Consider the following 23,562-nt stretch of genomic DNA (forward strand, 5'->3'; position numbering starts at 1 on the left):
GCTCGGAGCAGCAGTGGGGTTGCGCTCGGGTGCGTCGGCCGCGCTCGTCGTGGGTGGGGCGCTCGGCTCAGTCCCGGGGGTCGTCCTCGGCGAGGACGCGGCGCGCGACGGCGAAGGCCGAGTTCGCGGCCGGGACGCCGGAGTAGATCGCGCACTGCAGCAGGACCTCGACGATCTCCTCGCGGCTCAACCCGTTGCGCAGCGCGCCGCGCAGGTGCAGCTCCAGCTCGCCGAGATGGCCGTGCGCGACGAGCGACGTCAGGGTGATCGCGCTGCGCATGCGGCGGTCGAGGCCGGGACGCGTCCAGATCCCGCCCCACGCATAGCGGGTGATCATCTCCTGGAACGCGGCGGTGGTGTCGTCGGCGCGGGCCAGCGCCGCATCGACGTGCGCGGGCCCGAGCACCTCGCGGCGCACCGCGAGGCCGTCGGGGTCGAGGTCGAGAGGGATCGCGTGGTCGGGGGTCGTCACACACGGACGCTAACGCCGCGACCCCCGGCATGCCCCACAACGTTCCCGGATGGCGGAAGCGGAACCCGCCGCGACGTCGCGCGACCCGGGGGTGCGGCGCCGCCGTCACGGGTCGGTACCGTCGAGGTCGTGCGGTGGTGGCGCCCGGCGGGCACGGTTCTGGGCGTGGTCGTCGCCCTGGCCGTCGCGCTGCTGCTCCTGCGGCTCTACGGGGTGCCCGGGATGTCCGACGTCCGCGCCACCGTGGCGGCTGCGGGGGTGTGGGCACCGCTGGCCTTCGTCGCGCTGCAGGCCGGGCTGACCGTCGGGCCGGTACCCCGGACGGTGTTCACGCTCGTCGCCGGGGCGCTGTTCGGGTGGGCCGCCGGGCTCGTCCTGACCCTCGTGGCGACGACCCTCGCCGCGGTCGTGGCCTTCGCCCTCGTGCGGGTCACCGGCGGGCGGCTGGTCGAGCGCTACGCGCGCGGGCGCGCCGTGGACTGGGTGCGGTTACGGCTGGACCATCACGGGCTGCTGGCGGTGACGTCGCTGCGGCTCGTGCCCGCGGTGCCGTTCGCCGCGCTCAACTATGTCGCCGGGCTGTCCGCCGTGCGGTTCTGGCCCTACCTGCTGGGGACAGCCGTTGGCATCGTGCCGGGGACGGTCGCGATCGTCGTGCTGGGTGACGCCGTCACCGGGACGCCCCCGCCCGCCCTGGTCGTCGTGTCCGCGGTCTGCGGGCTGGTCGGGCTGGCCGGTGTGGTCGTCGCGGCCCGCCGACCGATCCCGGAGGACGTCCCCGAGCCCGAGCCGTTCCAGCACCCTCTGCAGCACCCTCTGCCCTTTGGGAAAACGACCCGTTAGTGCTGGTCGGGTGGTGCCGGCGGCGGGATTCGAACCCGCACTGACGGTCTCCTAAGGACCGCGCCTCTGCCAGTTGGGCTACGCCGGCGGCTCGCGCCACACCAGGTCGGGGTCAGCGCGTGGCAGTTCGGACACAGGATACGGAGGTTTGCCAGGCGGTTGTCGGTGTGGTCACCGTTCACGTGGTCGAGCTGCAGCGGAAGCGGCGTGCCGCGCCACTCCGTAAGTCCGCACTCCTGACAGTGGGCGGGTCGGAGGCCCTCGGCGATGAGGCGCTTGCGTAAGGTCGACGTGGGGTACGTCGATCCGCGCACGAGGATCTCGGCGAGCTTCCGTGTCCTGCGCCGCCGTGCCTCCTCGGCCCAGCGCATCCTGGTGAAGTGGCTGGTGTCGAGCCGGAGGCGGCGGATGTGTGCATTCATCATCCGGTGGACGCCTCCGTTGGGGGTGTACCCGAGCCTGCGGCTGACCTCGGAGACGGAGTCGCTCACGCGGACGACCTCTGCGAGCTTCTCGTCCGTCCAGGACCGCCGCGGCTCCCTGCTGGAACCCACACCCGACCCGGGGATGTGCCGCGCTTCGACGCCGAGCCGCGCGATGTGCCGGCGCAGGTGGTCGTACCTGCCGGGTCTGGTGCCGAGCCGCCGGCACACCTCCGCCAACGTTGCGCTCGCCGCGACCGCCTCGGCCAGCTGTTCGTCGGTCCATCGTCTCGCTCTGGGCATGCGCTGATCTTCACGAACATCCGTTCGATGCGGAACGGAAATGTACGCGAAGATCACACCTTGAGGTCCTTGCGGAGCTTGGCGACGTGACCGGTGGCGCGGACGTTGTACATCGCCTTCTCGATCTTCCCCTCCTCGTCGACGAGGAAGGTGGAGCGGATGACACCGGTGACCTTCTTGCCGTACATGGTCTTCTCGCCGAAGGCGCCCCAGGCCTGCAGGACCTCCCGGTCGGGATCGGAGAGCAGCGGGAAGGTGAGGTTCTGGGCGTCGCGGAACTTCGCGAGCTTCGCGGGCTTGTCGGGCGAGATCCCGACGACCTCGAGCCCCGCGTCGCCGAGCTCGGCGAGGTTGTCCCGGAAGTCGCAGGCCTGCTTGGTGCAGCCGGGGGTGCTGGCGGCGGGGTAGAAGTAGACGATCACCTTGCGGCCGCGGTAGTCGGCCAGCGAGACGGGCTTGCCGTCGGCGTCGGGCAGGGTGAAGTCGGGCGCCGGGTCGCCCTCGGCGAGTCGCTCGGTCATGGGCGACGATCCTTCCAGGTTCGGCGCCGTCGTGGCGCAGGTACGGCCTCGGCGCGGCCCGCCCGACGCCGGCGGGTGCTGTGATCTACGGTGTTGCCTCGCAGGCCCTGCGGACCGCAGCGGGGCCACCCGCATCCGAGGAGGAGTCGTGGCGCGCGACCCCGAAGCCATCCAGCGTGAGATCGAGAAGACGCGCGACCAGCTCGCCGAGAGCCTCGACGCCCTCACCGAGCGTGCCCACCCGAAGCGCTTCGTCGACCAGGGCAAACAGCAGGTCGCGGCGAAGCTCGAGGACCCGAAGATCAAGTATGCCCTGATCGGCGTGGGTGCCGTCCTGGCGCTCGCGGTGCTGCGCAAGCTGTTCCGCTGACCCGCCCGGGTCAGCCGAGCGTGCGGGCCAGCTCCTCGACCTCGGCGAGCCCGACCCCCGCGGCCACCAGCGCCCGGTAGCGCGCGACGCGGCGCGCGGCGCCGAAACCGGCGACGGCCACGAGGGTGTCGTCGCGCAGCAGCCCGACGACGGTGCCCTTGACCGGGCCCCCGTCGAGCCCGTCGCCGTGCAGCGGGATGCGTCGCGTCGCCTCGGTCGGTCGCCCGAACAGCTGAACCTTCATGCCGAACTGGTCGGACCAGAAGTACGGCACCGCGGGGGGCGGGGCCTCGCCGCCGGCGATGGCGGCCCCGACGGCGGCGGCCTGTTCGACGGTGTTGGTCCAGTGCTCGCGTCGGACGGGACGCCCGGCGACGTCGTCGTGCCACGCCGCGACATCGCCGACGGCCCACAGCGCCTCGGCGCCCTCGACTCGACCGGCGGCGTCGCACACGAGCCCGCCCGTGACGTCGATCCCGCTGTCGGACAGCCACTCCAGGCGCGGGACGCCACCGATGCCGACGAGCGTGACGTCGGCGTCGACGCGGTCACCGTCGGCCAGCAGCAGGGTGTCGCCGTCGAAGCCGTCGATCCCGACGCCGGTGCGCAGCGTCGCGCCCGACTCGGTGAGCAACCGCGCGCACAGGCCCCCGAGCTCCTCGCCCAGCGCCCGCGCGAACGGCACGGACAGGGCCTCGAGCACGGTCACCTCGATGCCCCGGTCGCGCGCGGTGCTGGCCACCTCCGCGCCCACGAACCCGGCACCCACGATCGCCAGCGACGACGCCTTGTCCAGGGCAGCGCGCAGGGCCAGCGAGTCGTCCAGGGTGCGCAGCGTGAACACCGAGTCGGGCTGGCCGGGCAGCCTGCGTGCCGACAGCCCGGTCGCGACGACGATCGCGTCGGCGTACATCGTCGCGCCGTCGTCGAGCACGACCTGACCAGGCCGCCAGCCGACGGCCCGCGTGCCGAGATAGGTGCGCACGCCGAGGTCGTCGTAGGTGTCCTCGGCGCGCAGCCGGACCCGGTCGGGCTCCCACGAGCCGGCGAGGAGCTGCTTCGACAGCGGCGGTCGGTCGTACGGCAGGTGCGGCTCGTCGCCGACGAGGCTGATCCGCCCGTCGTATCCGTTGGCGCGCAGCGCTTCGACGGTCCTCAGACCGCCGAGACCGGCGCCGACGACGAGCACGTGCTGGACGGGGGCGGCTCGCACCTCGTGGGCTCCAATCCGCCGGGTCGGCGCCCGGCCGCGACCATCTTCGCCGATGCGCTCCGCGACGCCGAGCCACGGTCGGGGGACGCGCGCTCAGCCCGGCGCGGAGTCCTGGTCCAGCCGCGACCGCAGCCGGTCGAGGGTCTGCGCGAGCAGCCGCGACACGTGCATCTGCGAGATGCCGACCTTCTCCGCGATCTGGGTCTGCGTCATGTTGCCGAAGAACCGCAGCATGACGATCGTGCGCTCGCGCTCGCCCAGCTCGGCGAGGACGGGGCGCAGCGCCTGCCGGGTGTCGACGCGGTCGAGCTCCGCGTCGGCCTCCCCGACGAGCTCGCCGACCGTGGCGCTGCCCTGCTCGGAGGAGAGCATCTCGTCGAGCGAGGAGCTGCGGTAGGCGTCGGCGGCCTCGAGGCCCTCGAGGACGTCGGCGACGGGCATGCCCAGGTACTCGGCGATCTCGGTCGGCTTGGGGGCGCGGCCGAGGCGCTGCGAGAGGTCGGAGACCGCGCCGTTGAGCGAGACGTGCAGGTCCTTGAGCCGCCGGGGCACCCGCATCGACCAGCCCAGATCGCGGAAGTGCCGGCGTACCTCGCCGCTGATCGTCGGGACGGCGAAGGAGAAGAAGTCGGAGCCCTTGTCCGGGGCGAACCGGTCGATGGCGTTGATCAGCCCGACCGTCGCGACTTGCGTGAGGTCGTCGAGCGGCTCGCCACGGTGCGCGAAGCGCCGGGCGATGTGCTGGGCGACGGGCAGGTACCCGCGGACGAGCTCGTCGCGCAGCGCCTCGCGCCGCGGGTCGTCGGGGGCGAGCCCCGCGTACTCCTCGAGGAGCGGGACGAGATGGCCGTACTCCGGGTCGGTTCGGCTCACCTCTCGGTCGCGCCGGCGCTCTTGCCCAGGACGATGCCGACGACGGGGCGGCCGTCGGGCCCGTCCGTCCGGCTGACCGAGACCTCGTCGGTGAGCGTCTCGAGGACACGCCAGCCGAACGTGTCGGTCGCGACGGTCGTGTCGACGCCCGCGCCCTCCACCTCGGCGCTGACGTCGATGCGGTCCTGGCGGACCTGGAAGCGGCAGCGCAGGGCCGAGCCCGGCGCGGCGACGTCGACCAGCGTCGCGCAGGCCTCGTCGACGGCCATCCGCAGGTCGGAGATGGCGTCGAGGTCGAAGTCGGCGCGGGCGGCGAGATCCGAGGCCACGGCCCGGATCGTCGGGATCAGCGCGGCCGACGCAGTGGTCCGGACCTCGACCGTGGGGCTGCCGTCCCCGGCGGCGGGGTCGGTGAGTTCGGCGGGGTCCCAGTCGTCCCTGTCGGACACGCGGGCGCTTCTCCCTTCGCGGGCTGTGCGGGTGCGGCCCGGGCGTGGCCCGGTCACGGTCGTGGGTGCTCTCGGGCATCTTGCTACCCGTGACGGGGACGGATCAATCATCAGCCGCCGACACGCCACACGTGGGCGCCCGAGGGGCCGCCGGTGCGGGGCCGGGAGGTCGCCGTCCCGGCGGGCGGGAGGGCTCGGCCGGCGCCGGGACGCCGTCCGGACGCCGTCAGCGGTCGTCCCGCGGGACGGTGCGACGTCCGCGTCGGGGGCACGCGCCGCGCGGCGTGCGGCCGTGCCGTTCGTCCTCGTGGGCACGCCGGTGCGGGCCGTCCCGACCGGTGGTCGACGGGGCGGTTCCGCTCACGGATCACGTCGGACCGTTCGCCGTTCGGCCCCGCCCGGACGCCGGGGACGCCCGTACGGCCGTGTTGACTTCGGAGGTAGAGACCTGCGGCAGCGCCGCCGCCGGGTCGACGTCAGCAGGGGGAATTCACGGTAATGACAGCGGTTCCGGAGATGCGTGTGTCCGGTCCGGTGGTCGCGTTGCCGGCCCGGACGGGCCTGCGCACGGGCCCGGCCCGCATCGTCGCCGTGGCGGGGTCGATCACCGAGCTGACGCGCCCGGAGTCGGATCTGGCGCGCATCCTCGACAGTGTCGGCGTCGCGGACCTGCTGGTCGCGTGTGAGGACGGCCCCGGCCCGCTGTGCGCGCCGACGCCGCTGTTCAGCTACCTCGACTACCCGGACTACGACGACGACCCGGACCCCGTCGATGTGGATCCTGTCGATCTGGACTACGACGAGGACGAGGACGAGGACGACCAGGGCGGTACCGGGTGGACCGCCCCGGAGCCGCGCGAGCCCGTCGAGCCGATGGCCGCCCGCGACGGGGACGAGCTCCCCGGTGTGCGGCTGCACCGGCTCGGCCTGCCGCAGCTGTCGGCCTCGTCCGAGGACGATCTCGTCGCCGCGATGAGCGAGCTCGTCGGGTTCGATCCCGAACCCGGGGTGTACTGCCTGGCGCCGATCACCGCGCCCGACGACGCGGCCCGATCGGTCCTCGTGCGCGCCGCCGAGCGGATCGCGCAGGTCTACGGTTTGCCGCTGCTCAGCTACCGCTGCCTCGAGCTCGCCGTCGTCCCCGGCGAGGGCTGAGCTTCCGGACGCTCGCGCACGTCGCCCCGGCCCGTTCGGCAGCCTGGCCGGCACCCGACCCGTACGCCTGCCCGCGCCCGGGACCCGGCGACCCGCCCGGCGGGACCCGGCGACCCGCCCGGAAGACGACTCGACCGGGCCGGCCGCGGCGCGGCCGACCCGGTCGTGACGCCGGTATCCCGTCGTCCGTCCTGCCCCCGACGGTCGGGACGGACAGGGACCGTCAGCTGGCGGCCGCGAGCTCGCGCCGCTCGATGATCGCCCGGCGCTCGGCCTCGGCGAGCCCACCCCAGACGCCGAAGGGTTCGCGGGTCGCGATGGCGAACTCACGGCACTGCTCAAGCACGGGGCAGCGGTGGCAGACCTCTTTGGCCTGCGCGGTGCGGCGGGCGCGCGAGGGGTTGCGCTCCCCGTCGGGATGGAAGAAGACCGCGCTGTCCATGCCCCGGCAGGAGCCGAGTCGCTGCCACTGCCACGCATGGTCCATGGGGCCGGGGAGTCGTGACACGTCGCTCATCGCACGTCCTCGCTGAGGATCGGGCGGCGCTGCGCGTCCGCGCTGTCTCCACCGTTCGCTCGCTGTCGCTCACTCATGGCGGACCCACCTCGCTCTTCGTTCTGACCCGGCCGCATACCGGGTGGCCGACGACGTTCTTCCCGGGGGATCCGGGCTCCAAACGCGACGGACGGCGACGACGCGGACACGCTGACGCGACGGCGCAGCGCCGCGACCCGAGCGAGGTGGCGACGGCGCCGGGCCGGGTGACGCTGCTGAGGATGTTCTCCCAGCTCAGGCCGCGTGCGGGCGAGATCGAAAAGCTGGCGAAGTGTGCGCTCTGTGGTCGCTACTCGCGCGTTGGAACGCAGAAAAAGTGACGTACGTCACTCTGAGATGGTGCCCGATCAGGTGGGGGCGAGCGCCGCCTCGACGGTGTCGTGGATGTCGAACATCGGCAACAGCCCCGCGATCGACAGCGGCCGCAGCACCCGGCGGCCCGTGCACGCCAGCCGGAGGCCGACGCCGTCGGCGTGCGCGGCCTCTCGAACCTCGATGAGCGCGGCCAGCCCGCTGGTGCCGAGGAACGTCACGCCGTCGAGGGCGACGACCACCAGTTCGACCGCCTCGTCGTGCACCTGCTCGAGCAGCGCCGCCCGCAGCTGCGGCGAGGTGAGCATGTCCACCTCGCCGCCGACGGTCACCACCACCGCGCCCGCCTCCGGGTGCGTGACGCCGACCGCGATCTGGTCGGGTCCGTCGGTCCGGGACGACGCCGCGGCGGGGTCGGAGGCGGAGGAGGCCTGCATTGCGGTCACGGTAGGGCCGGGACCGCCGTCGTGCCAGTCCTGGCGCCTCATCGCAGGCGGTGCGCCCCGTCGGCTGTCCGGATCGTGCGTCCCGTGCGCCCCAGGTGTTCCATGAGCGGCACGGCCACCCGGCGCGACGTCCGCAGCGCCTGCCGGGCCTCGCTGACGGTGAACTCCTCCCCGAGCCCGGCGAGTATCTCGATCGCGCGGTCGTCCGCGTCGGCGAGCAGCACCACGCCGTCGGCGAGCCTGAGGACCGCCCGGGCTCGCACCAGCGACGCGATCTCCCGTGGACCGAGCCCCAGCTCGGCGAGGCGCTCGGCGCTCGGGGCGGCGAAGGGGTCGTCGGCGAGGTCGGCACGCAGCCCGTCGAGACCGCGTCGGACCGCCGCCGGCAGCTCCGCCGTGGCGGAGCGGGCGACGCGGCCCTCCCGGTGCACCAGCCCGGGAGCCGTCGACGCACCGAGCAGCGCGTCGAGCAGCCGGGCGTCGGGCAGGTCCGCGGCACGGCGGGCCGCCTCCGTGGACAGGCCGGGGTCGACGGGGTCGGCCGCGTCGTGGTGGTCGACGGCGGCCCGCAGCCTCTCGACGATCCCGTCGACGGCACCGGGGTCGAGGAGCCATCCGCCGGCCGCGGGGACGCGCGCCGCGAGATCGGCGACCTCGGTGCGGGGGACGCCCATCGCGACGAGGTCGGCCGCCCGCACCAGCGTGCGCCGTGCCAACTCGCCCGCGCCGTCGGCGACGCCCGGCATCGTCGCGAGCTGCGCGGCCCGCGCGACCGCGGCACCCCGTCGGCGCAGCAGGGGCGGCGCGACGTCGAGCACGAGCCCGCCCGCGGCCACCCGCCGCCTGCCCGGGTCACGCAGCACGACGACGTCGCCGATGCGCAGCGGCAGCACCCGGGCGAGCCGCAGCCGGGCGGTGTCCGCACCGAGCGGCCGTACCCGCACCGGGACCGCGGCGGATCCGATGTGGAGGCTCAGCCCGGCGGGCAGCGTCCCGGCGTCGGCGGGGGCACCGCGAGGATCGCGCAGCCGCACGTCGACCACGTCGGTCCCGGCGAACGCGCCCGGCGTGACGAGCAGGTCGCCGCGGCCGACCGCCTCCCGCGGCGTCCCGCGCAGGTTCACCGCCACCCGCGCCACGCCCGTCACCTCGGGTCGCGCCTCACCGAGCGCCTGCAGCCCGCGTACGGCGACCCCGCGCGGGCCGTGCGCCCCGACCAGCTCGAGCTCGTCGTCGACCCGGACGGTGCCCGCCGGCAGCGTCCCGGTGACGACGGTGCCCGCGCCGCGGATGGTGAACGCCCGGTCGATCCACAGCCGCACGTCGGCCCCGGGGTCGGGCTCGGGCAGCGCGGTGGCGAGGTCGTCGAGCGCGGCGCGCAGCGCGTCCATCCCGTCGCCGGTGACGGCCGAGACGCAGACCGCGGGCGCGTCGGCGAGACCGGTGCCGGCGAGGCGGTCGCGGGCCTCCTCCAGCGCGAGGGACGGATCGAGCAGATCGGCACGGGTGATCACCAGCAGGCCCTGCCGGACGCCCAGTGCGGCGAGTGCGTCGAGGTGCTCGGCGGACTGCGGCATCCAGCCCTCGTCGGCGGCGACGACGAACAGCGCCGCGGGCACGGGCCCGACGCCGGCGAGCATCGTCGTGACGAAACGCTCGTGCCCGGGGACGTCGACGAACGCGACGGTGTGCCCGCCCGGCAGCCTCGTCCACGCGAAGCCGAGGTCGATGGTCATCCCGCGGCGGCGTTCCTCGGCGAAGCGGTCGGGTTCCATCCCGGTCAGCGCGCGGACCAGCGTCGACTTGCCGTGGTCGACGTGGCCTGCGGTGGCGATCACCTGCACCCGATCACCCCTTGCGCGGGGCCGGGCCGACGGCCAGCACGGCGGCGGCCAGGGCCGCGTCCGACCCCGGGGGCAGCGCACGCAGGTCGAGCAGGCAGCGGCCGTGCTCGAGCCGTCCGACGACGGCGGGCTCCCCGGCCCGCAGCGCCGCCGCGAAGCGCTCCGGCAGCGACACCGCGGCGCTCTGCAGCGTCACCCCTGGCGCGCCGCCCCCGCCGACCGTCGCGACCGAGTCCACGGCGTGCGCGTCGACACCGGCCGCACCGAGCTGCGTCGCGAGGTCGCGGGCCCTGCGGCGCAACGACTCCGGGTCGGCGTCGAGCGCGGCGCGGGTGGGGGTGGGCGGGCCGGTGAGGGTGGCCTCGACGGCGGCGAGCGTCAGCTTGTCGACGCGCAGCGCGCGCGCCAGCGGGTGCCGGCGCAGGGCCGCGACGAGCTCGGCGCCCGGCCCGGGCCCGCCCAGCAGCAGTCCGGCCTGCGGCCCGCCGAGCAGCTTGTCGCCCGAGGCCGTGACCAGGTGCGCGCCCTGGGCGAGCGTGGTCGCGGCGTCGGGCTCGTCGGGCAGCAGCGGGTGCGGGACGAGCAGCCCCGACCCGATGTCGGCGACGACGGGCACGCCGTGCGCACCGGCGATCCGTGCCAGCTCGGCCACCCCGACGGACGCGGTGAACCCGGTGATCGTGAAGTTCGACGGGTGCACCTTCAGCACGAGGCCGGTGTCCGGGCCGATCGCCTCGGCGTAGTCGCGGGGATGCACGCGGTTGGTCGTGCCGACCTCGCGCAGCCGCGCGCCCGTCGACACCAGCAGATCCGGGATGCGGAAGCCGTCGCCGATCTCGACGAGCTCACCGCGCGCGACGACGATCTCGCGGCCGGCCGCGAGGCCCGTCGCCACCAGGGCGAGGGCGGCGGCGCCGTTGTTGACCAGGTGCGCGGCGCCCGCGCCGGGGACCGCGGCGAGCAGGGCGTCGACCGTGGCGGCTCCGCGGCGGCCGCGTCCGCCCGACGCCAGGTCGAGTTCGACGTCACAGGTCCCGGCGGCGACGGCGAGCGCGTCGACGGCGGCGGCCGAGAGCGGGGCCCGGCCCATGTTGGTGTGCAGCAGGACGCCGGTGGCGTTGAGGACGCGGCGCAGCGACGTCGCCGAGGGCGGGAGCGCGGCCAGCGCGGCGTCGGCGACGGCGTCGGGGGCGATCTCGCCGAGCCGTGCCCGCTGCTGGGCCGCGGTGACCGAGCGCTTCACCAGGTCGCGGCCCAGCCGCGCGACCGCCGCGGCGACGCGGGGCTCGGCGAGGACGGCGTCCGTGCGCGGCACGAGCCGTCGATGATCGGCACTCACTCGGTCACCCTATTCACGACCTACTCTGACAGCATGCCCGTCGCGCGCCGCCTCACCGAGTTCAGTCACGGCGGGGGGTGCGCCTGCAAGCTGGCCCCCGGCCGACTGGCCGACGTCCTCGCCCGCATCACCCCGCCCGCGCACCCCGACCTGCTGGTGGGCACCGAGACCGGTGACGATGCGGCCGTCTGGCGCCTCGACGCCGACCGCGCGCTCGTCGCCACCACCGACTTCTTCACCCCGATCGTCGACGACGCGCGCACGTGGGGCCGGATCGCCGCGGTCAACGCGGTCTCCGACGTCTACGCGATGGGCGGCCGCCCGCTCTTCGCGCTCAACCTCGTGGCGTGGCCGTCGGACGACCTGCCCGAGGAGCTGCTGGCCGAGGTGCTCGCCGGCGGGGCCGACGCGGGCGCGGAGTGCGGCTTCGCCGTCGTCGGCGGGCACTCGATCGACGATCCCGAGCCGAAGTACGGCCTCGCCGTGGTCGGGGAGGTGCATCCCGACCGGGTGCTCACCAACACCGGCCTGCGCGACGGCGACGCGCTCGTGCTCACCAAACCGCTCGGGGTCGGGATCGTGTCGTCGGCGGTGAAGGGCGGGACCGCGCCCGCCGAGGTGGTCGCGGCCGCCGTCGCGTCGATGACCTCGCCCAACGCCGAGGCCTCGGCCGCGGCACTCGCCGCCGGGGCGACGGGCTGCACCGACGTCACCGGGTTCGGGCTGCTGGGGCACCTCAAGAAGATGGCGGCGGCGTCGGGTGTGGACGCGGTCGTCGAGGTCGACTCCGTACCCGTCGTCGACGGCGCCCGGACGCTGCTGGAGTCCGGCGTCGTGCCCGGTGGGACGCGGCGCAACCGCGACTGGACCGTCGACGTGGTCGACGTGGGGGAGCGCTCCGAACACGACCGGCTGCTGCTCGCCGACGCCCAGACCTCCGGCGGCCTGCTGTTCGGCGCGGAGCCCGCCGCGGCCGCCGACGCCGTCGCGGCGCTGCGGGAGAAGGGGCTGACCGCGGCGGTCGTCGGCCGCGTGTCCGCCGGCACCGGCCGGATCGCGCTCATCTAGCGGGAGTGGGGATCACCGGCCACGCCGGTGACGACCCCCACGGGCGTCATCCGGCGCGGCGGCCCCACGCCGAGACGATCGCGCCGCCGGGCACCCACGTCCGCGGCTCGCGCAGCGCCGCCTCCCAGCGGGCGAACGTCTCCTCGTCGGCGAGGCCGCCGGTGGCCTCGTGCAACTGCCCGACGGTCAGCAGCATCCACTCCGCCTCCGGACCGCCCCCCTCAGCGAACGGCACGTGGCAGTCGACGCCGATCCCGTCGAGCCCGCGGGACGTCAGCATCCCGGGCAGCGCGCGTCCCATGTCGACGTCGATCAGCTGCCGGAGAACCCGTTCGGCATGGCGCATCATCGTCTCGTGCGGAGTGCCCGGGACCATCGCGGCGGTGCTCACCGAGTCGCACTCCTCGACGAGCAACCATCCGCCCGGTCGCAGTGCCGCGACGAACCGGTCGAGCACCTCGTCGCGTTCGGCGAGGTGGGCCAGCAGGAACCGGACGTGCACGAGGTCGAACCCGTCGCCCGGCAGCGGGTCGACCCGCACGTCGCACTCGTGCACCGACACCGGCGGTGGCAGGTCGGAGAGGAACCGGACGTCGATGTCGACGGCTGCGACCTCTCCTCCGGGACCGACCCGGTCGGCCAGCCAACGGGCGATCGACCCACCGCCCGCGCCGACCTCCAGGCAGCGCATGCCGGGCCCGACGCCCAGGGCCGTCAGGTGCCGGATCGTCCCGGGGTCGTAGGTCGCCTCCATGCAGTCCATCCGCCGCCGCGCCCGGTGCCAGGAGTTCTGCAGCGAGTACTCGGTGCTCATGCCTCCCGATGGTCGTACCGTTCGCATCCGGACGGAGGAGCGACGTGAAGCGCGTCACAGCCGATTTCGCGGCGGCGGGCCGCTGCCCTTCGTGAGTGGCGATGGTCGCTACAGCGACCATCGGCGCTCACAGGAGGCAGGCAGCCGTCGCGAGCAGGAGCGGTTCGCTGCCGGGGCGCCCGACCAGCTGCACCGGCACCCGCGTCGCGCCCCAACGGACCGGGACGACCAGTGCGGGCAGCCCGGCGAGGTTCCAGGCCTGTGTGTACGGGACCGGGACGGGCCGCGTGCCGCGCATCGTCGCGGTCGTGGAGCCGACGGCGGGCAGGACGAGGACGTCGTAGCGCCCGCCGTCGAGCCAGCCGGCCATCCGGTCGCGCCATGCCGTGGCCACGCCGGAGCCGATCCGGTCGCGGCGCAGCTCGCGCCGGCCCCGCCGCACGACACCCGACGTGCGCCTGCCGAGAACGTCGGCGTCCAGGCCCACGTCCGCTGCCTCCTGCGCGACCCCTGCGCGCCAGCGCCGTGACCATTCGCGCGCCAGGCCCGACGGGTAGGGCGGGTCGGTGTCGACCGTCGCGACGCCCAGCTCCGCGAACCGTCGGGCGGCCTTGCGGACGGCATCGTGGTGGTCCGGGTCGAGCCGTCCACGGCCTGCGGGGCTGCGCACCGAGACCGCGACCCGGCGCGGGATGCCGACGGCGTCCAGGTCGCCGATCGTGGTGCCGGACAACGCCTCGAACATCAGGGCGGCGTCGGCCGGGGTGCGCGCGAGCAGTCCGGTCTCGGCCAGCCCGAACCACCGCTGCGACGCGGCGCCGGGGAGGGGGAGCACGCCGGGGCCCGGCTTGAGCCCGACGAGCCCGCAGTAGGCCGCGGCGAGCCGCACCGATCCGCCGCCGTCGCGGCCCAGCGCCAGCGCAGCCATGCCGGCGGCGACGGCCGCGGCGCCCGCCCCGCAGGGGTTCGACGGCGGCAGCGCGATGTCGACGGGCCCGCCCGCGCCGGGGGCCTTCCGGGTGAACCCGCACACTCCGAGCTCGGCCGTCCGGGTCCGGCCCAGGACGATGGCGCCGGCGGCACGCAGCCGGCGGACCAGGGTGTCGTCGCGGCGGGCCGGCTCGCCGGACGCGCCGCAGCCGTGCCCGGTGACCAGCCCGGCGAGCGCGACGTCGTCCTCGACCGCGACGGGCACGCCTGCCAGCGGCAGCGCGAAGCGGTCGGGCCGGGCGTCGATGCCGGTGGCCTCGGCGCGCACCCGATCGGGGTCGATGCCGGCGAACCCGGTGGCGTGGAACGCCCCGACCCGGCGGTCGACGTCGGCGGCGCGGGTCAGGTGGGCGTCGGCGACGTCGGCAGCGGTCGCGTCGCCGTCGCGCACGCGGGCGGCGATCGTCGCAGCCGGGGCGCCCGCGAGCCCGGACATGTCCGGGCCCGCTCGGTCGGAGAGCGCGCTGGCCATCGACCTACTCTGGCATCCGCGCCGGTCGACGCCGTTCCGACCCGCCGGGGGCGGGCCGATGTCGATCGCCCCGAATGGGCGTGTTCACCCGGATGGCGGGGCGGTCGCGGCCCTCGGGTACGGCGTGGACGGGCTCAGGCGGTGGGGCTCAGCGCTTCCGGCACACCGTCGGCGGTGTCGAAGAGACCGAGCAGGCCGGTCGCCTCCAGCGCGCGCGTGACGATCCGCGACCCGCACACCAGCGTCAGGCGGCGGCCCTGCTGCTGCACGTCGTCCTTCGCGGCCACGAGCGCCGCCAGCCCGGCCGACCCGAGGAACGTGACCGACGACAGGTCGAGGACCAGCAGGTTCGCGGACGGGAGCGTCGCGGCGATGCGTTCGGACAGCATCGGAGCGGTCAGCGTGTCGACCTCTCCACTGACCTGGAGAACCACCGCTCCGTCGCCGTGGTCGACGGCGTCGAAACGGATCACCTCGGCGGAGGACTCGCCGACTTCTTCGGCGGAGTCGCCCGACTCACCGCTCATGCGCACGGCGCTCCCTCGATGGCGTCTGCGGACAGGGCGCGACTGTGGTCTCAACCGCCCGCCAACCCTACGGCGCCCGCCGGAAGGCACACAACACGGCCCCCGCCGCGACGGTCGACGCCGCACGGACACGGAGGTCGGAGGCCCTTTCCGCGCGACGCCGACCCGACGCGCACCGGGTCGTGGTGTGGGTGGCCGCACCCCCGCTGACGAGGAGCCCCCCGCCCGGCCCCGCCGGGCAGCATGATCGCGAGCGACTCCCCGCGACCGGCAGGTTCGTCCCCGTCACCGGACGGCAGCAGCGCCGACCGGACGAGTCGACGAGGAGGCCGCCATGAGCGTCCCGACCCTTCCCGAGGCCACCCACCCCGGCCTGCGGCCCGGCGCCGTCCCGGCCCCCCGCACCCCGGCCGACGACCTGCCGACCGTCGAGTTCCGGCCGCAGTTCCCGTCGCCGCGCCACGTGGCCCGCACCGTGCAGGGTCCGCCGGCCGCGGCACCGCCGCCCGGCGCGGGACCGGGCGCCCACCCCGCCGGGTACACCGCGGCGGCCACACCGCGGTTGGGCCGCAGGGCGTTGCGCCGTGAGCAGGAGGTCACGCTGGCGGCCCCGCGGCGCCGCTACGGGCTCGTCGCGAGACTGCTGTTCGTCACGATGGACCTGCTGTACGGCAGGCGCCGGACGTTCGAGAAGTTCCAGGTGCTCGAGATCGTCGCGCGCATCCCCTACCAGATCTGGGAGAACGCCGCCTACCGCGCGCTCACCCGTCGGCACCGCGACGCCGGTGTGGCGCACCGCATCCGCGAACGGATCGAGGAGAACCGCGAGCAGCAGGACAACGAGCAGTGGCACCTGTTGATCACCGCGGAGCTGGTCGCCCGGGGCGGCCGCCGGCTCGGCGCCTTCCGGTACCGCTTCCTGCCGTGGCTGATGGCGGTCGGGTACTACCACACCGCGTGGCTGCTGTTCGTCGTCGCGCCGCGCTGGAGCTACCGGCTCAACGCCGACTTCGAGGACCACGCCGAGCACGAGTACGCGCTGTTCGTCGCCGAGCACCCCGAGTTCGAGACGTGCGCCCACGGCTCGGTCTTCGCCGAGCAGTACGGCGCGCACCCCTCGGTCGCCGACCTGTTGCGTCAGATCGGGCACGACGAACGGATGCACAAGCAGGAGTCGGAGCGCTACCTGCGGGAGGGGAAGCCGGCGTGACCCCTGCCGGCACGGGCCGTCGGATCGGGCGTCCGGTAACGCTTTCGGTGTCCGATCCGACGTTGTCGTCGTCGGGCCGTGGAACGGTGCGACGATCCCGGTGTGCCCGCCGGGGGCACGTCGGGGACTGTCGGTGGGACCGGTGAACGCGATGTACGACGCGACGACGCGCGAGGTCGAAGCGCCCGTGCCCGACGAGTCCGTCGCCGCCGCGGCGACCCCCGACCCGGCGCCGCCGGAGCTGGTGGTCCGCGGGCTGCGCAAGACCTACGAGGCCGAGACGGCCCCGGTGCGCGCGCTGCGCGGGGTGGACCTGACCGTCGGGCGCGGCGAGTTCGTCGCACTGATGGGCCCGTCCGGCAGCGGGAAGTCGACGTTGCTGCACCTGCTCGCCGGCCTCGACCGCGCCGACGAGGGCTCGGTGAGCATCGCCGGCATCCGCACCGAGGAGCTGTCCGCGACGCGGCTCGCCCGGCTGCGCCGCCGCCACGTCGGGCTGGTGTTCCAGTTCTTCCACCTGATCGACCACATGTCCGCGCTGGAGAACGTCGCGCTGGCCGCGCTCGTCGCGGGCGCGAAACCCGCCGAGGCGACCGAACGGGCCCGCGACCTGCTCGACACGCTGGGCCTGCTGGAGAAGGCGGGGGAGAGCCCGGCGAACCTGTCCGGCGGGCAGCGGCAGCGGGTCGCGATCGCGCGGGCCCTGGCCAACCGGCCGACACTGCTGCTGGCCGACGAGCCGACCGGTGCGCTGGACTCCGACGGCGCGGCCGAGGTGCTCGACCTGTTCACCCGCATGCACCGCGTCGGCCAGACGATCCTCATGGTCACCCACAGCGCCGACGTGGCCGCGGGCGCGCAGCGCATCGTGCGGATGCGCGACGGCGTGCTGCTCGGGGAGATCGCGACCACCGGGGAGCAGAGGTGATCCGGCCGGCGTCGGCGGCGCCGGGGCGGCGGGCCCGCCGGTCGCTGCTGCTGTCGGGTCTGATCGTCGCGGTCGGTGTCGCGTCGGTGGCCGTCTGCGTCGGACTGCTCGGCGGCGGTCCGCCACTGTGGGTGTCGGCGCTGATCGCCGTCGCCCCGCTCGTCGTGGCCGTCGTGGCGGGGTTCAGCGGCCGGGTGCGCCGGGCGAGCACCACCGTGCTGGTCGCCGCGTCGGACTTCGCGGGGCTCGCCGTCGCCGTCGATGCCGGGCTGATCCTCACCCTGCTCGTGCTCGGCCGTTTCCCCTCGCCGGCCCAGCACGACCTGGTCGACGCCGCGATGCTCGGCATGCTGCTCGTCGCGACGCTCGCGGGGCCGCTCGGCAGGCGGGCCGGCCGCTCGGCGCGGATGTCGTTGCTGGGCACCCGGCGGTCGCCCGACGAGCTGCTCGCCGAGTTCGCCGAGCGCGCGGGCCGCGGCACCCCGGTCGACGACCTGCTGCGCCGGCTCGCCGAGACCATGCGCCGTGACTGGCGGTTGTCGTCGGTACAGATCTGGACGTTGGTGCCCGACGAACCCGGGCTGCACCGCACGCTCGTCGTCCCCGAGCCGTACGAGGAGTCCCCGCCGCCCGCGCCGCTCGACGCCGCCGAGCTGGCCACGCTCGAACGCGCGGGCGTCGCCGGGCCGGGGTGGCTGCGGCTGTGGCTGCCGCGGCTGGTTGCCGAACAGGACGAGGCCGGCGGGCAGCCCCAGCTGCGGCTCGCGCCCGCCGTGCACGGCGGCCGGGTGCTGGCGCTCGTCGTCGTCGAACGGCCCGCCGACGCCGACCGCTTCACCACCGTCGACGAGCGGGCACTGGCCGAGGTGGCCCGCAGGCTCGCGATCGTGCTGCGCAACCGCGACCTCGACGAGGCGTTGCAGGCCACGCTGGCCGACCTGCGGCGCAGCAACGCCGACCTGCAGGCCTCCCGCGGCCGGCTCGTCCGCACCGCCGACGCCGAGCGCCGGCGCATCGAACGCGACCTGCACGACGGCGCCCAGCAGCACCTCGTCGCGCTCGCCGTCGGGCTGCGGCTGGTGCGCGACGGGCTGTCGCAGTCCGCGGCCCGGCCCGAGGGGACCGTCGACCCGAACCTCGAGATGCTCGACGAGCTCGACCGCGGTGTCCGGGAGTCGATCCAGGCGCTGCGCGACCTCGCGCACGGCATCTACCCGCCGCTGCTGCGCGACTCCGGGCTGGGCGAGGCGCTGCGCGCCGCGGCCAAGCGCAACCCGCTCGACGTGTCGGTGCAGGCCGCCGGGCTGTCCCGGCACTCCGAGCAGCTCGAGGCCGCCGTCTACTTCTGCTGCCTGGAGGCCCTGCAGAACGCGGCGAAGCACGCGCCGGAGTCGTCGGTCGTCGTCACGCTGGAGGAGGACCCGGACGGGCCCGACGCCGAGCTGCGGTTCGCCGTGACCGACACCGGTCCGGGCTGCGACGTCGACAACATGGCCGCGGGCGCGGGCATGCAGAACATGGCCGACCGGCTCGGTGCGATCGGCGGGACGCTGGAGCTGAGCTCCGCCCCCGGCCGGGGGACGACCGTCAGCGGCCGGGTCCCGCTGAGCGGCGCGCCGCTGCCCGTCACGACGGTGACCGGCCCCGTCACGCTGCCGACCGACGTGCGCGAGCAGCGTCGGGCCGCCGTCGGGTCCGTGCCGCCCCCCGGAGGCTGACGTGGGCGGCGGTGGGTTCGGCGCCGTCCGCGCCGTCGCACGCGCCGAGCTGCGCACCGGCTGGCGGGCGCTGCTGCTCATGGCACTGGTGTTCGGGTTGGTCGGCGGCATCGCCACCGGGGCGATCGCGCTGGCCGAGCGGACCGCGACGGCCTACCCGCGGCTGGTCGAGGCCGTCGCCCTCGACGACGCCCGGGTGCTCGTCGCCGCCGACCAGCCACAGCTGGCCGCGGCCGTGCCGTCGCTGCCCGGCGTCGCCGAGGTCCGTACCGACCAGGCGTGGATCGCCCAGATCGACGGTCCGGCGCTGCGCTTCGTCTCGATCGGGGCGCCGACGACCCAGCACGACGACCTGGTGCGGCCCGTCGTCGTCGCCGGGCGGATGCCCGCCCGTGAGGCGCCCGACGAGGTCCTGCTCAGCGAGTCCATCGCCGCCGACAGCGGGCTCGGTGTGGGCTCGCGGATCACCCTGCGGATGCTGACCCTGCAGCAGGTCTCGATGTTCGACGTCGGCTTCGGCCCGCCCGCGGGCCCGACCACGCAGGTGACGGTCGTCGGCATCGGTCGGATGCCGACGTGGGGCGGGGCGCTCGCGGCCGTGCAGGCGGGCCCCGCGTTCGCGGCGAAGTTCCTGCCCGACATCGTCGGGTACGCCATCTACGCCCGGTTCGCGCCCGAACCCGATGCGGCGCAACGCTTCGGGGCCGCGTTCGCGCGGACCGCCGCCGTCGTCGACCAGATCTCGCCGTCGGTGGTGGCCCAGTACGTCCCGCACAGCGTCGAGCTGCCGGGGGCGGCCGTCGACCCGGCGGTGCGGGCGGCCGAGCAGGTGCTCGTCGGTGGGCTGGTGGTGTTCGTGATCGTGCTCGGCCTCGGCGGGCTGCAGGTACTCGGGCAGAGCCTGTTGCGCCACCACTCCGCGCGGCGCGCCACGCAGCGCGTCGAGTCGGCGCTGGGCATGGACGTCGTGGAACGCACGGCCGCCCGGGTGCTCGCCGCGGCGGGGGCGGGCGTGGTCGCCGGGATCGTCGGTGGGGCCGTCATCCTCGCCGCGGGCTGGCTGGAGCCGCTCGGCAGCCAGGCCAGGTTCGAGCCCGCGCCGGGGTTCCGCCCCCAGTGGGAGCTGGTGATCATCGGCGGGCTGGGCATCGGCGTCGTGTTCCTGATGACGGTGGCCGTCACGGCCGCGGTCGCCGGCCGGGCCCAGCAGCCGACCGTCACCCGGCCCCGCCCGGGCGGCACGCGGCTGCTGCGCCGCTGGCCCGCCGCGCTCCTGGGCACTCGGCTCGCGCTGCACGGTCGCGTGGGCAGGCGGGGGCTGCCCGCGGGCACGACGGCCGTCGCCGCCTCGCTCGCCATCGCGGGGGTCGTCGCGGCCGTCGCGCTGGGCGCGAGCCTGGAGCGGCTCGTCGACACCCCGGCGCGGTACGGGCAGGGCGCGGACATGACGATCGTCGACGCCCGCGAGGCCGACGTCGGCCGGCTGGTGGCCGATCCGCGGGTCGCCGCGCTCGACGTCGGCGCCAGCGGAACGGCCACCCTCGCCGACGGGACGCCGATCGAGACGACGAGTCGCGAGGTGCGCAAGGGCAGCCTGCCGGTCGCTCTCGCGGGAGGACGGCTACCCGTCGGGCACGACGAGGTCGCCGTCGGTCCGCGCGCCGCGTCGACCCTGGGCGTCAACGTCGGGGACACGCTCGACATCCGCCGGGTCCACGGCGGCACCTCGACGCTGCGGATCGTCGGGGTCGCCGTCCTCACCTCGCAGAACAACGGGGCCGTCGGCGACGGCCTGCTCGTCGCGCCGACCGTGATGCGCGAGCTCGTGCCCGGCCAGCCGCTGTTCGACGCGGCGGTCGTCGCCGCGCCCGGCGCCGCCGACGCGCTCTACGCGGAGCTGGCGCAGAACCTGGAGGTCTTCCCGCGCCAGGTGCCCGACGCGGTACGCAACCTCGGCGACCTCGTCACGCTGCCGGAGATCCTCGCGCTCGTGCTGGCCGTCGTCGCCGGCGCGGGGATGGTGCACGCGCTGCTCACCGCGGGCCGCCGGCACGCCCGCGAGGTCGCGGTGCTGTCGGTCCTCGGGGCGACCCCCGGCCAGGTGCGCTCGACGCTGGCGGTGATGGCCGCGGCGACCGTCGTGCCGGCGCTCGTCGTCGGCGTCCCGCTCGGGCTCGGCGCCGCGCGCGTGCTGTGGTGGCAGCTGGCCACCGCGACGGGCGTCGCGGGCGACCTCGCGGTGCCGTGGCGGCTGCTGCTCGTCGTGGTCCCCGCGGTGCTGGCGGGGGCCCTGCTGCTCTCGCTCGCCCCGGCGACGCGCGCCGCGCGGACCCCGCCCGCCGTCGCGCTCGCGGGCGGCTGAGCCGCAGCCCGGGGAAACCCGGCGCGCGAGCCGCTCCGCTCGCGCCCGCGGGGGTGCGGGCTCGAGAGTCAGCTGCGGCCGTCGTCCGGTCCGTCGGGGCGGTCGGCGGACTGCTGCATGGCGTGGAGGCGCTGCTGCGTGAAGACGTCGGCCGGCCCGTCCTTCGTCCGCGCCGGGTCGAGCGCATGCCGCAGCCAGGACTCGGACGCGCTCACGTGGACCGTGGACGCTGCGCTGGCCAGGAACGGGTCCCGGGCGATGATCGCTTCGACGATGCGGCTGTGCTGTTCGAAGGTGAAGTTCTTGGTGCCCTGCTGGATGACGCCGCGGGCGACTCGCGCGTTGATCGCCCGCTTTCCTATTGCATCCATCAGCGTGCAGAGGGTGGCGTTCCCGGTGATGGATACGACCTGGCGGTGGAACTCCAGGTCGAAGGCGATGAGCTCTTCGTCGTCACGGGCGTCGTTGAGGCGGTGGAGGCTCTTGGTGAGGATCGTGATGTCCTCGTCGGTGGCCCGTTGCGCGGCGAGGCCCGTCGCCGCCGGTTCCAGGAGCCTGCGGACCTCGAAGATCTCGAGGAGGGTGCCGTCGTGCATGAGGTCGAGCGCGAAGCCCAGACCACCGAGCAGGGTCTCGGGCTGGAGGTTGGAGACGAAGGTCCCGTCGCCGCGGCGGATCTCCAGCACACGTGCCTCGCACAGGGCACGGACCGCCTCCCGCAGGGCGTTGCGGGAGACCTGCAGCTTCGCAGCCAGTTCGGACTCCGCAGGCAGCCGGTAGCCGGGGCCGAGCTGGCCCTCGACGATCAGGTCGCGGATCTTCTGGATGGCACGGTCGGCGGCAGACACGACAGCCCTTCACTCGGCGTGGAGGATCCAGTATTACCAGGTCGGGTGGCCTGTCCCCACTTTTCGAGCGGACCCGCCAGGGCGGTGTGCCCCGGCGGGCCGGCCGGTCAGGGTGCAGCGGCGAGGACGCCGCCGTCGATTGTGAGCACGGATCCGTTGCAGTAGGACGCCTCATCGGAGGCGAGGAAGAGCACGCCGTTGGCGATCTCCTCGGGATTCCCCATCCGGCCGCTGGGGTTCCACTGGTAGCGGTACTCCTCGCTGTTGAGGTAGTCGACGAACTCGGCGACCATCGGCGTCTCGATGTAGCCGGGGGCGACCGTGTTGGCCCGGATGTTGTGGCGAGCGTATGCGGTCGAGAGCGACCGGGTGAGGTTGACGATCGCGCCCTTGGCGGTGGTGTAGGCGTGGGCGTCGCGGTTGCCGACGAACCCGAGGATGCTCGCCACGTTCACGATCGACCCGCCGCCGCGTTGCAGCATCGCGGGGATGGCGTGCCGCGAGCAGTTGACCACCGAGCCCAGGTTGATGTTCATGACGTGGTCCCAGTCCTCGACGGTGGCGTCGCCGAGGGTGTCCATGCTGCCCGGGCGTACGTCGCGGTAGGAGTATCCGACGCCGGCGTTGTTGACCAGGATGTCGAGCCCGCCGAACTTCTCGGTGGCGGCCCGGATCGCCGCGCCGGCCTGGCCGTCGTCGGAGAGGTCGGACGAGTGCGTGGCGAGGGCCGCCCCCGCATCGAGCTCCTTGGCCAGGTTCTCGAGCTTGTCGACGCTGCGGCCGACCGCGACGACCTGTGCTCCCTCGGTGAGGAACCGTTCGGTGACGGCCCGGCCGATGCCCGAGCTGGCGCCGGTGACCACGGCGACTTTGCCTTGCAGTCTGCTCACCTTGACTCCTGAGGTGTGGTCTGGACGGTGGCGGGTCCTCGGACATGTCCGGTGGGCCAGCCTGTGACGAGAGACAAACCTAGACATGGGATGTCTGCTGTGTCTACAGTCACGGCCGTTGTTCCTCACGTCGTATGGAGGGTTGCCGGATGCCGGTCGGTCAGGATGGCCTAAAGCGCGTCCTAGATGCCTTTGAACAGGGAGATTGGGACGAGATTCACCTGGTCGCCGACGACGTCGAGGTCCACCTCGTCGCGCGAGGGGCGGATTCAAAGGTTCAGGCGACATCCCATGTCACTGCGCCCGAAGAGACCCCCGCGAGGACTACCGACGTCGCCCCGTCTGCTCCGATGACAGCCACCGCCGAGGACGCCACCACCGTCGTCGCCCCCTCGCCGGGGCTCTTCTGGCGGGCCCCGAGCCCCGGGGCGCCGCCGTTCACCGACATCGGCGGGCACGTGGAAGAGGGCACCGCGCTGTGCATCGTCGAGGTCATGAAGCTGATGAACACGCTCCCGGCTCCGGTCGCCGGGACCGTCGTCGAGATCTGTGCGGAGAACGGCGAGCAGGTCGACACGGGAACTCCGCTGTTCCGCATCCGGGCGGACGGGAGCTGA

General features: G+C 74.7%; 23 protein-coding genes and 1 tRNA gene. 9 read left to right on the plus strand and 15 right to left on the minus strand.

The annotated features are described in order from the left end of the window. Positions 1–67: 67 nt before the first annotated feature. Positions 68–472 (minus strand): carboxymuconolactone decarboxylase family protein, encoded by a 405-nt coding sequence (locus PSD17_RS27855; RefSeq protein WP_013673694.1) that lies wholly within the window; start codon positions 470–472, stop codon positions 68–70. A 129-nt stretch (positions 473–601) separates the two neighbouring features. On the opposite strand from PSD17_RS27855, the gene PSD17_RS27860 reads away from it, so the two are divergent. Continuing rightward, the gene (locus tag PSD17_RS27860) at positions 602–1,315 is read left to right on the plus strand and encodes a TVP38/TMEM64 family protein (RefSeq protein WP_339125252.1); all 714 of its coding nucleotides are present in this window, start codon (positions 602–604) and stop codon (positions 1,313–1,315) included. Positions 1,316–1,326: 11 nt separating this feature from the next. Here the strand turns inward: PSD17_RS27860 and PSD17_RS27865 are convergent. Both PSD17_RS27865 and bcp read right to left on the minus strand, forming a co-directional pair. Further along, positions 1,327–1,403 (minus strand) — tRNA-Leu (locus PSD17_RS27865). Between the two features lie 690 nt (positions 1,404–2,093). After that, a complete protein-coding gene (gene bcp, locus PSD17_RS27870; protein WP_339125253.1) occupies positions 2,094–2,561 on the minus strand; it encodes a thioredoxin-dependent thiol peroxidase in 468 nt (155 codons plus the stop codon). 148 nt (positions 2,562–2,709) lie between these two features. Between bcp and PSD17_RS27875 the strand changes: the two genes are divergently transcribed. Then, positions 2,710–2,931: a DUF3618 domain-containing protein gene (locus PSD17_RS27875; protein ID WP_013673697.1), complete on the plus strand. Its 222-nt coding sequence runs from the start codon at positions 2,710–2,712 to the stop codon at positions 2,929–2,931. Between the two features lie 10 nt (positions 2,932–2,941). Here PSD17_RS27875 and PSD17_RS27880 read toward each other — a convergent pair whose 3' ends face one another. The 3 genes from PSD17_RS27880 to PSD17_RS27890 form a co-directional block, all read right to left on the minus strand. Beyond that, positions 2,942–4,144: an NAD(P)/FAD-dependent oxidoreductase gene (locus PSD17_RS27880; RefSeq protein ID WP_339125255.1), complete on the minus strand. Its 1,203-nt coding sequence runs from the start codon at positions 4,142–4,144 to the stop codon at positions 2,942–2,944. Between the two features lie 93 nt (positions 4,145–4,237). Then, complete coding sequence (locus PSD17_RS27885) at positions 4,238–5,017, minus strand: SigB/SigF/SigG family RNA polymerase sigma factor (RefSeq protein WP_013673699.1); 780 nt, start codon at positions 5,015–5,017, stop codon at positions 4,238–4,240. Then, positions 5,014–5,466 carry an ATP-binding protein gene (locus PSD17_RS27890; protein WP_013673700.1) on the minus strand — a complete coding sequence of 151 codons (453 nt, stop codon included), beginning with the start codon at positions 5,464–5,466 and terminating at the stop codon, positions 5,014–5,016. The genes PSD17_RS27885 and PSD17_RS27890 overlap by 4 nt, the downstream gene beginning before the upstream one ends. Positions 5,467–5,988: 522 nt before the next feature. Between PSD17_RS27890 and PSD17_RS27895 the strand changes: the two genes are divergently transcribed. Beyond that, positions 5,989–6,621: a hypothetical protein gene (locus PSD17_RS27895; RefSeq protein ID WP_339125258.1), complete on the plus strand. Its 633-nt coding sequence runs from the start codon at positions 5,989–5,991 to the stop codon at positions 6,619–6,621. A gap of 223 nt (positions 6,622–6,844) precedes the next feature. Here PSD17_RS27895 and PSD17_RS27900 read toward each other — a convergent pair whose 3' ends face one another. The 4 genes from PSD17_RS27900 to selA form a co-directional block, all read right to left on the minus strand. Further along, positions 6,845–7,138: a WhiB family transcriptional regulator gene (locus PSD17_RS27900; RefSeq protein ID WP_013673702.1), complete on the minus strand. Its 294-nt coding sequence runs from the start codon at positions 7,136–7,138 to the stop codon at positions 6,845–6,847. A gap of 386 nt (positions 7,139–7,524) precedes the next feature. Continuing rightward, entirely contained in the window at positions 7,525–7,926 is a 402-nt protein-coding gene (locus tag PSD17_RS27905) for an STAS domain-containing protein (protein ID WP_041759398.1), read from the minus strand. Positions 7,927–7,973: 47 nt separating this feature from the next. Further along, on the minus strand, positions 7,974–9,779 hold the full coding sequence (selB, locus tag PSD17_RS27910) for a selenocysteine-specific translation elongation factor (protein WP_339125260.1): 1,806 nt from the start codon (positions 9,777–9,779) through the stop codon (positions 7,974–7,976). Between the two features lie 4 nt (positions 9,780–9,783). After that, entirely contained in the window at positions 9,784–11,118 is a 1,335-nt protein-coding gene (selA, locus tag PSD17_RS27915; RefSeq protein WP_339125262.1) for an L-seryl-tRNA(Sec) selenium transferase, read from the minus strand. Between the two features lie 33 nt (positions 11,119–11,151). On the opposite strand from selA, the gene selD reads away from it, so the two are divergent. Continuing rightward, complete coding sequence (gene selD / locus PSD17_RS27920; protein WP_339125264.1) at positions 11,152–12,186, plus strand: selenide, water dikinase SelD; 1,035 nt, start codon at positions 11,152–11,154, stop codon at positions 12,184–12,186. A gap of 46 nt (positions 12,187–12,232) precedes the next feature. Here selD and PSD17_RS27925 read toward each other — a convergent pair whose 3' ends face one another. From PSD17_RS27925 to PSD17_RS27935, 3 genes are all read right to left on the minus strand, one after another. Then, positions 12,233–13,000, minus strand: a complete 768-nt coding sequence (locus PSD17_RS27925) for a class I SAM-dependent methyltransferase (RefSeq protein ID WP_013673707.1) — start codon at positions 12,998–13,000, stop codon at positions 12,233–12,235. 127 nt (positions 13,001–13,127) lie between these two features. Next, a complete protein-coding gene (locus tag PSD17_RS27930) occupies positions 13,128–14,462 on the minus strand; it encodes an amidase family protein (RefSeq protein WP_013673708.1) in 1,335 nt (444 codons plus the stop codon). Positions 14,463–14,596: 134 nt separating this feature from the next. After that, complete coding sequence (locus PSD17_RS27935; RefSeq protein WP_013673709.1) at positions 14,597–14,989, minus strand: STAS domain-containing protein; 393 nt, start codon at positions 14,987–14,989, stop codon at positions 14,597–14,599. Positions 14,990–15,323: 334 nt separating this feature from the next. Here PSD17_RS27935 and PSD17_RS27940 point away from each other — a divergent pair, with 334 nt between their 5' ends. The 4 genes from PSD17_RS27940 (at position 15,324) to PSD17_RS27955 (ending at position 21,207) form a co-directional block, all read left to right on the plus strand. Then, positions 15,324–16,199, plus strand: a complete 876-nt coding sequence (locus PSD17_RS27940) for an alternative oxidase (RefSeq protein ID WP_013673710.1) — start codon at positions 15,324–15,326, stop codon at positions 16,197–16,199. Between the two features lie 133 nt (positions 16,200–16,332). After that, positions 16,333–17,127: an ABC transporter ATP-binding protein gene (locus PSD17_RS27945; RefSeq protein ID WP_234027765.1), complete on the plus strand. Its 795-nt coding sequence runs from the start codon at positions 16,333–16,335 to the stop codon at positions 17,125–17,127. Next, positions 17,124–18,845: a GAF domain-containing sensor histidine kinase gene (locus PSD17_RS27950; protein WP_339125270.1), complete on the plus strand. Its 1,722-nt coding sequence runs from the start codon at positions 17,124–17,126 to the stop codon at positions 18,843–18,845. The genes PSD17_RS27945 and PSD17_RS27950 overlap by 4 nt, the downstream gene beginning before the upstream one ends. A 1-nt stretch (position 18,846) precedes the next feature. After that, positions 18,847–21,207 carry an FtsX-like permease family protein gene (locus tag PSD17_RS27955; RefSeq protein WP_103381961.1) on the plus strand — a complete coding sequence of 787 codons (2,361 nt, stop codon included), beginning with the start codon at positions 18,847–18,849 and terminating at the stop codon, positions 21,205–21,207. 68 nt (positions 21,208–21,275) lie between these two features. Here the strand turns inward: PSD17_RS27955 and PSD17_RS27960 are convergent, their stop codons facing one another. Both PSD17_RS27960 and PSD17_RS27965 read right to left on the minus strand, forming a co-directional pair. Continuing rightward, positions 21,276–22,055, minus strand: coding sequence for a FadR/GntR family transcriptional regulator (locus PSD17_RS27960; RefSeq protein WP_013673714.1), 780 nt, complete (start codon positions 22,053–22,055; stop codon positions 21,276–21,278). Positions 22,056–22,162: 107 nt separating this feature from the next. After that, the gene (locus tag PSD17_RS27965) at positions 22,163–22,945 is read right to left on the minus strand and encodes an SDR family NAD(P)-dependent oxidoreductase (RefSeq protein WP_013673715.1); all 783 of its coding nucleotides are present in this window, start codon (positions 22,943–22,945) and stop codon (positions 22,163–22,165) included. Positions 22,946–23,295: 350 nt separating this feature from the next. Between PSD17_RS27965 and PSD17_RS27970 the strand changes: the two genes are divergently transcribed. Continuing rightward, the gene (locus PSD17_RS27970) at positions 23,296–23,562 is read left to right on the plus strand and encodes an acetyl-CoA carboxylase biotin carboxyl carrier protein (RefSeq protein WP_049803333.1); all 267 of its coding nucleotides are present in this window, start codon (positions 23,296–23,298) and stop codon (positions 23,560–23,562) included.

This window comes from Pseudonocardia sp. D17 (genome assembly GCF_036984265.1).
In the GTDB taxonomy this organism is placed as follows: domain Bacteria; phylum Actinomycetota; class Actinomycetes; order Mycobacteriales; family Pseudonocardiaceae; genus Pseudonocardia; species Pseudonocardia benzenivorans.

What these genes read in the sequence shown, in the direction of transcription:
- PSD17_RS27925 (WP_013673707.1), bottom strand. Translation starts at nt 13,000, where the DNA reads ATGAGCACCGAGTACTCGCTGCAGAACTCCTGGCACCGGGCGCGGCGG.
- PSD17_RS27970 (WP_049803333.1), top strand. Translation starts at nt 23,296, where the DNA reads ATGACAGCCACCGCCGAGGACGCCACCACCGTCGTCGCCCCCTCGCCG.
- PSD17_RS27935 (WP_013673709.1), bottom strand. Translation starts at nt 14,989, where the DNA reads ATGAGCGGTGAGTCGGGCGACTCCGCCGAAGAAGTCGGCGAGTCCTCC.
- selD (WP_339125264.1), top strand. Translation starts at nt 11,152, where the DNA reads ATGCCCGTCGCGCGCCGCCTCACCGAGTTCAGTCACGGCGGGGGGTGC.
- bcp (WP_339125253.1), bottom strand. Translation starts at nt 2,561, where the DNA reads ATGACCGAGCGACTCGCCGAGGGCGACCCGGCGCCCGACTTCACCCTG.
- PSD17_RS27905 (WP_041759398.1), bottom strand. Translation starts at nt 7,926, where the DNA reads ATGCAGGCCTCCTCCGCCTCCGACCCCGCCGCGGCGTCGTCCCGGACC.
- PSD17_RS27930 (WP_013673708.1), bottom strand. Translation starts at nt 14,462, where the DNA reads ATGGCCAGCGCGCTCTCCGACCGAGCGGGCCCGGACATGTCCGGGCTC.
- PSD17_RS27940 (WP_013673710.1), top strand. Translation starts at nt 15,324, where the DNA reads ATGAGCGTCCCGACCCTTCCCGAGGCCACCCACCCCGGCCTGCGGCCC.
- PSD17_RS27900 (WP_013673702.1), bottom strand. Translation starts at nt 7,138, where the DNA reads ATGAGCGACGTGTCACGACTCCCCGGCCCCATGGACCATGCGTGGCAG.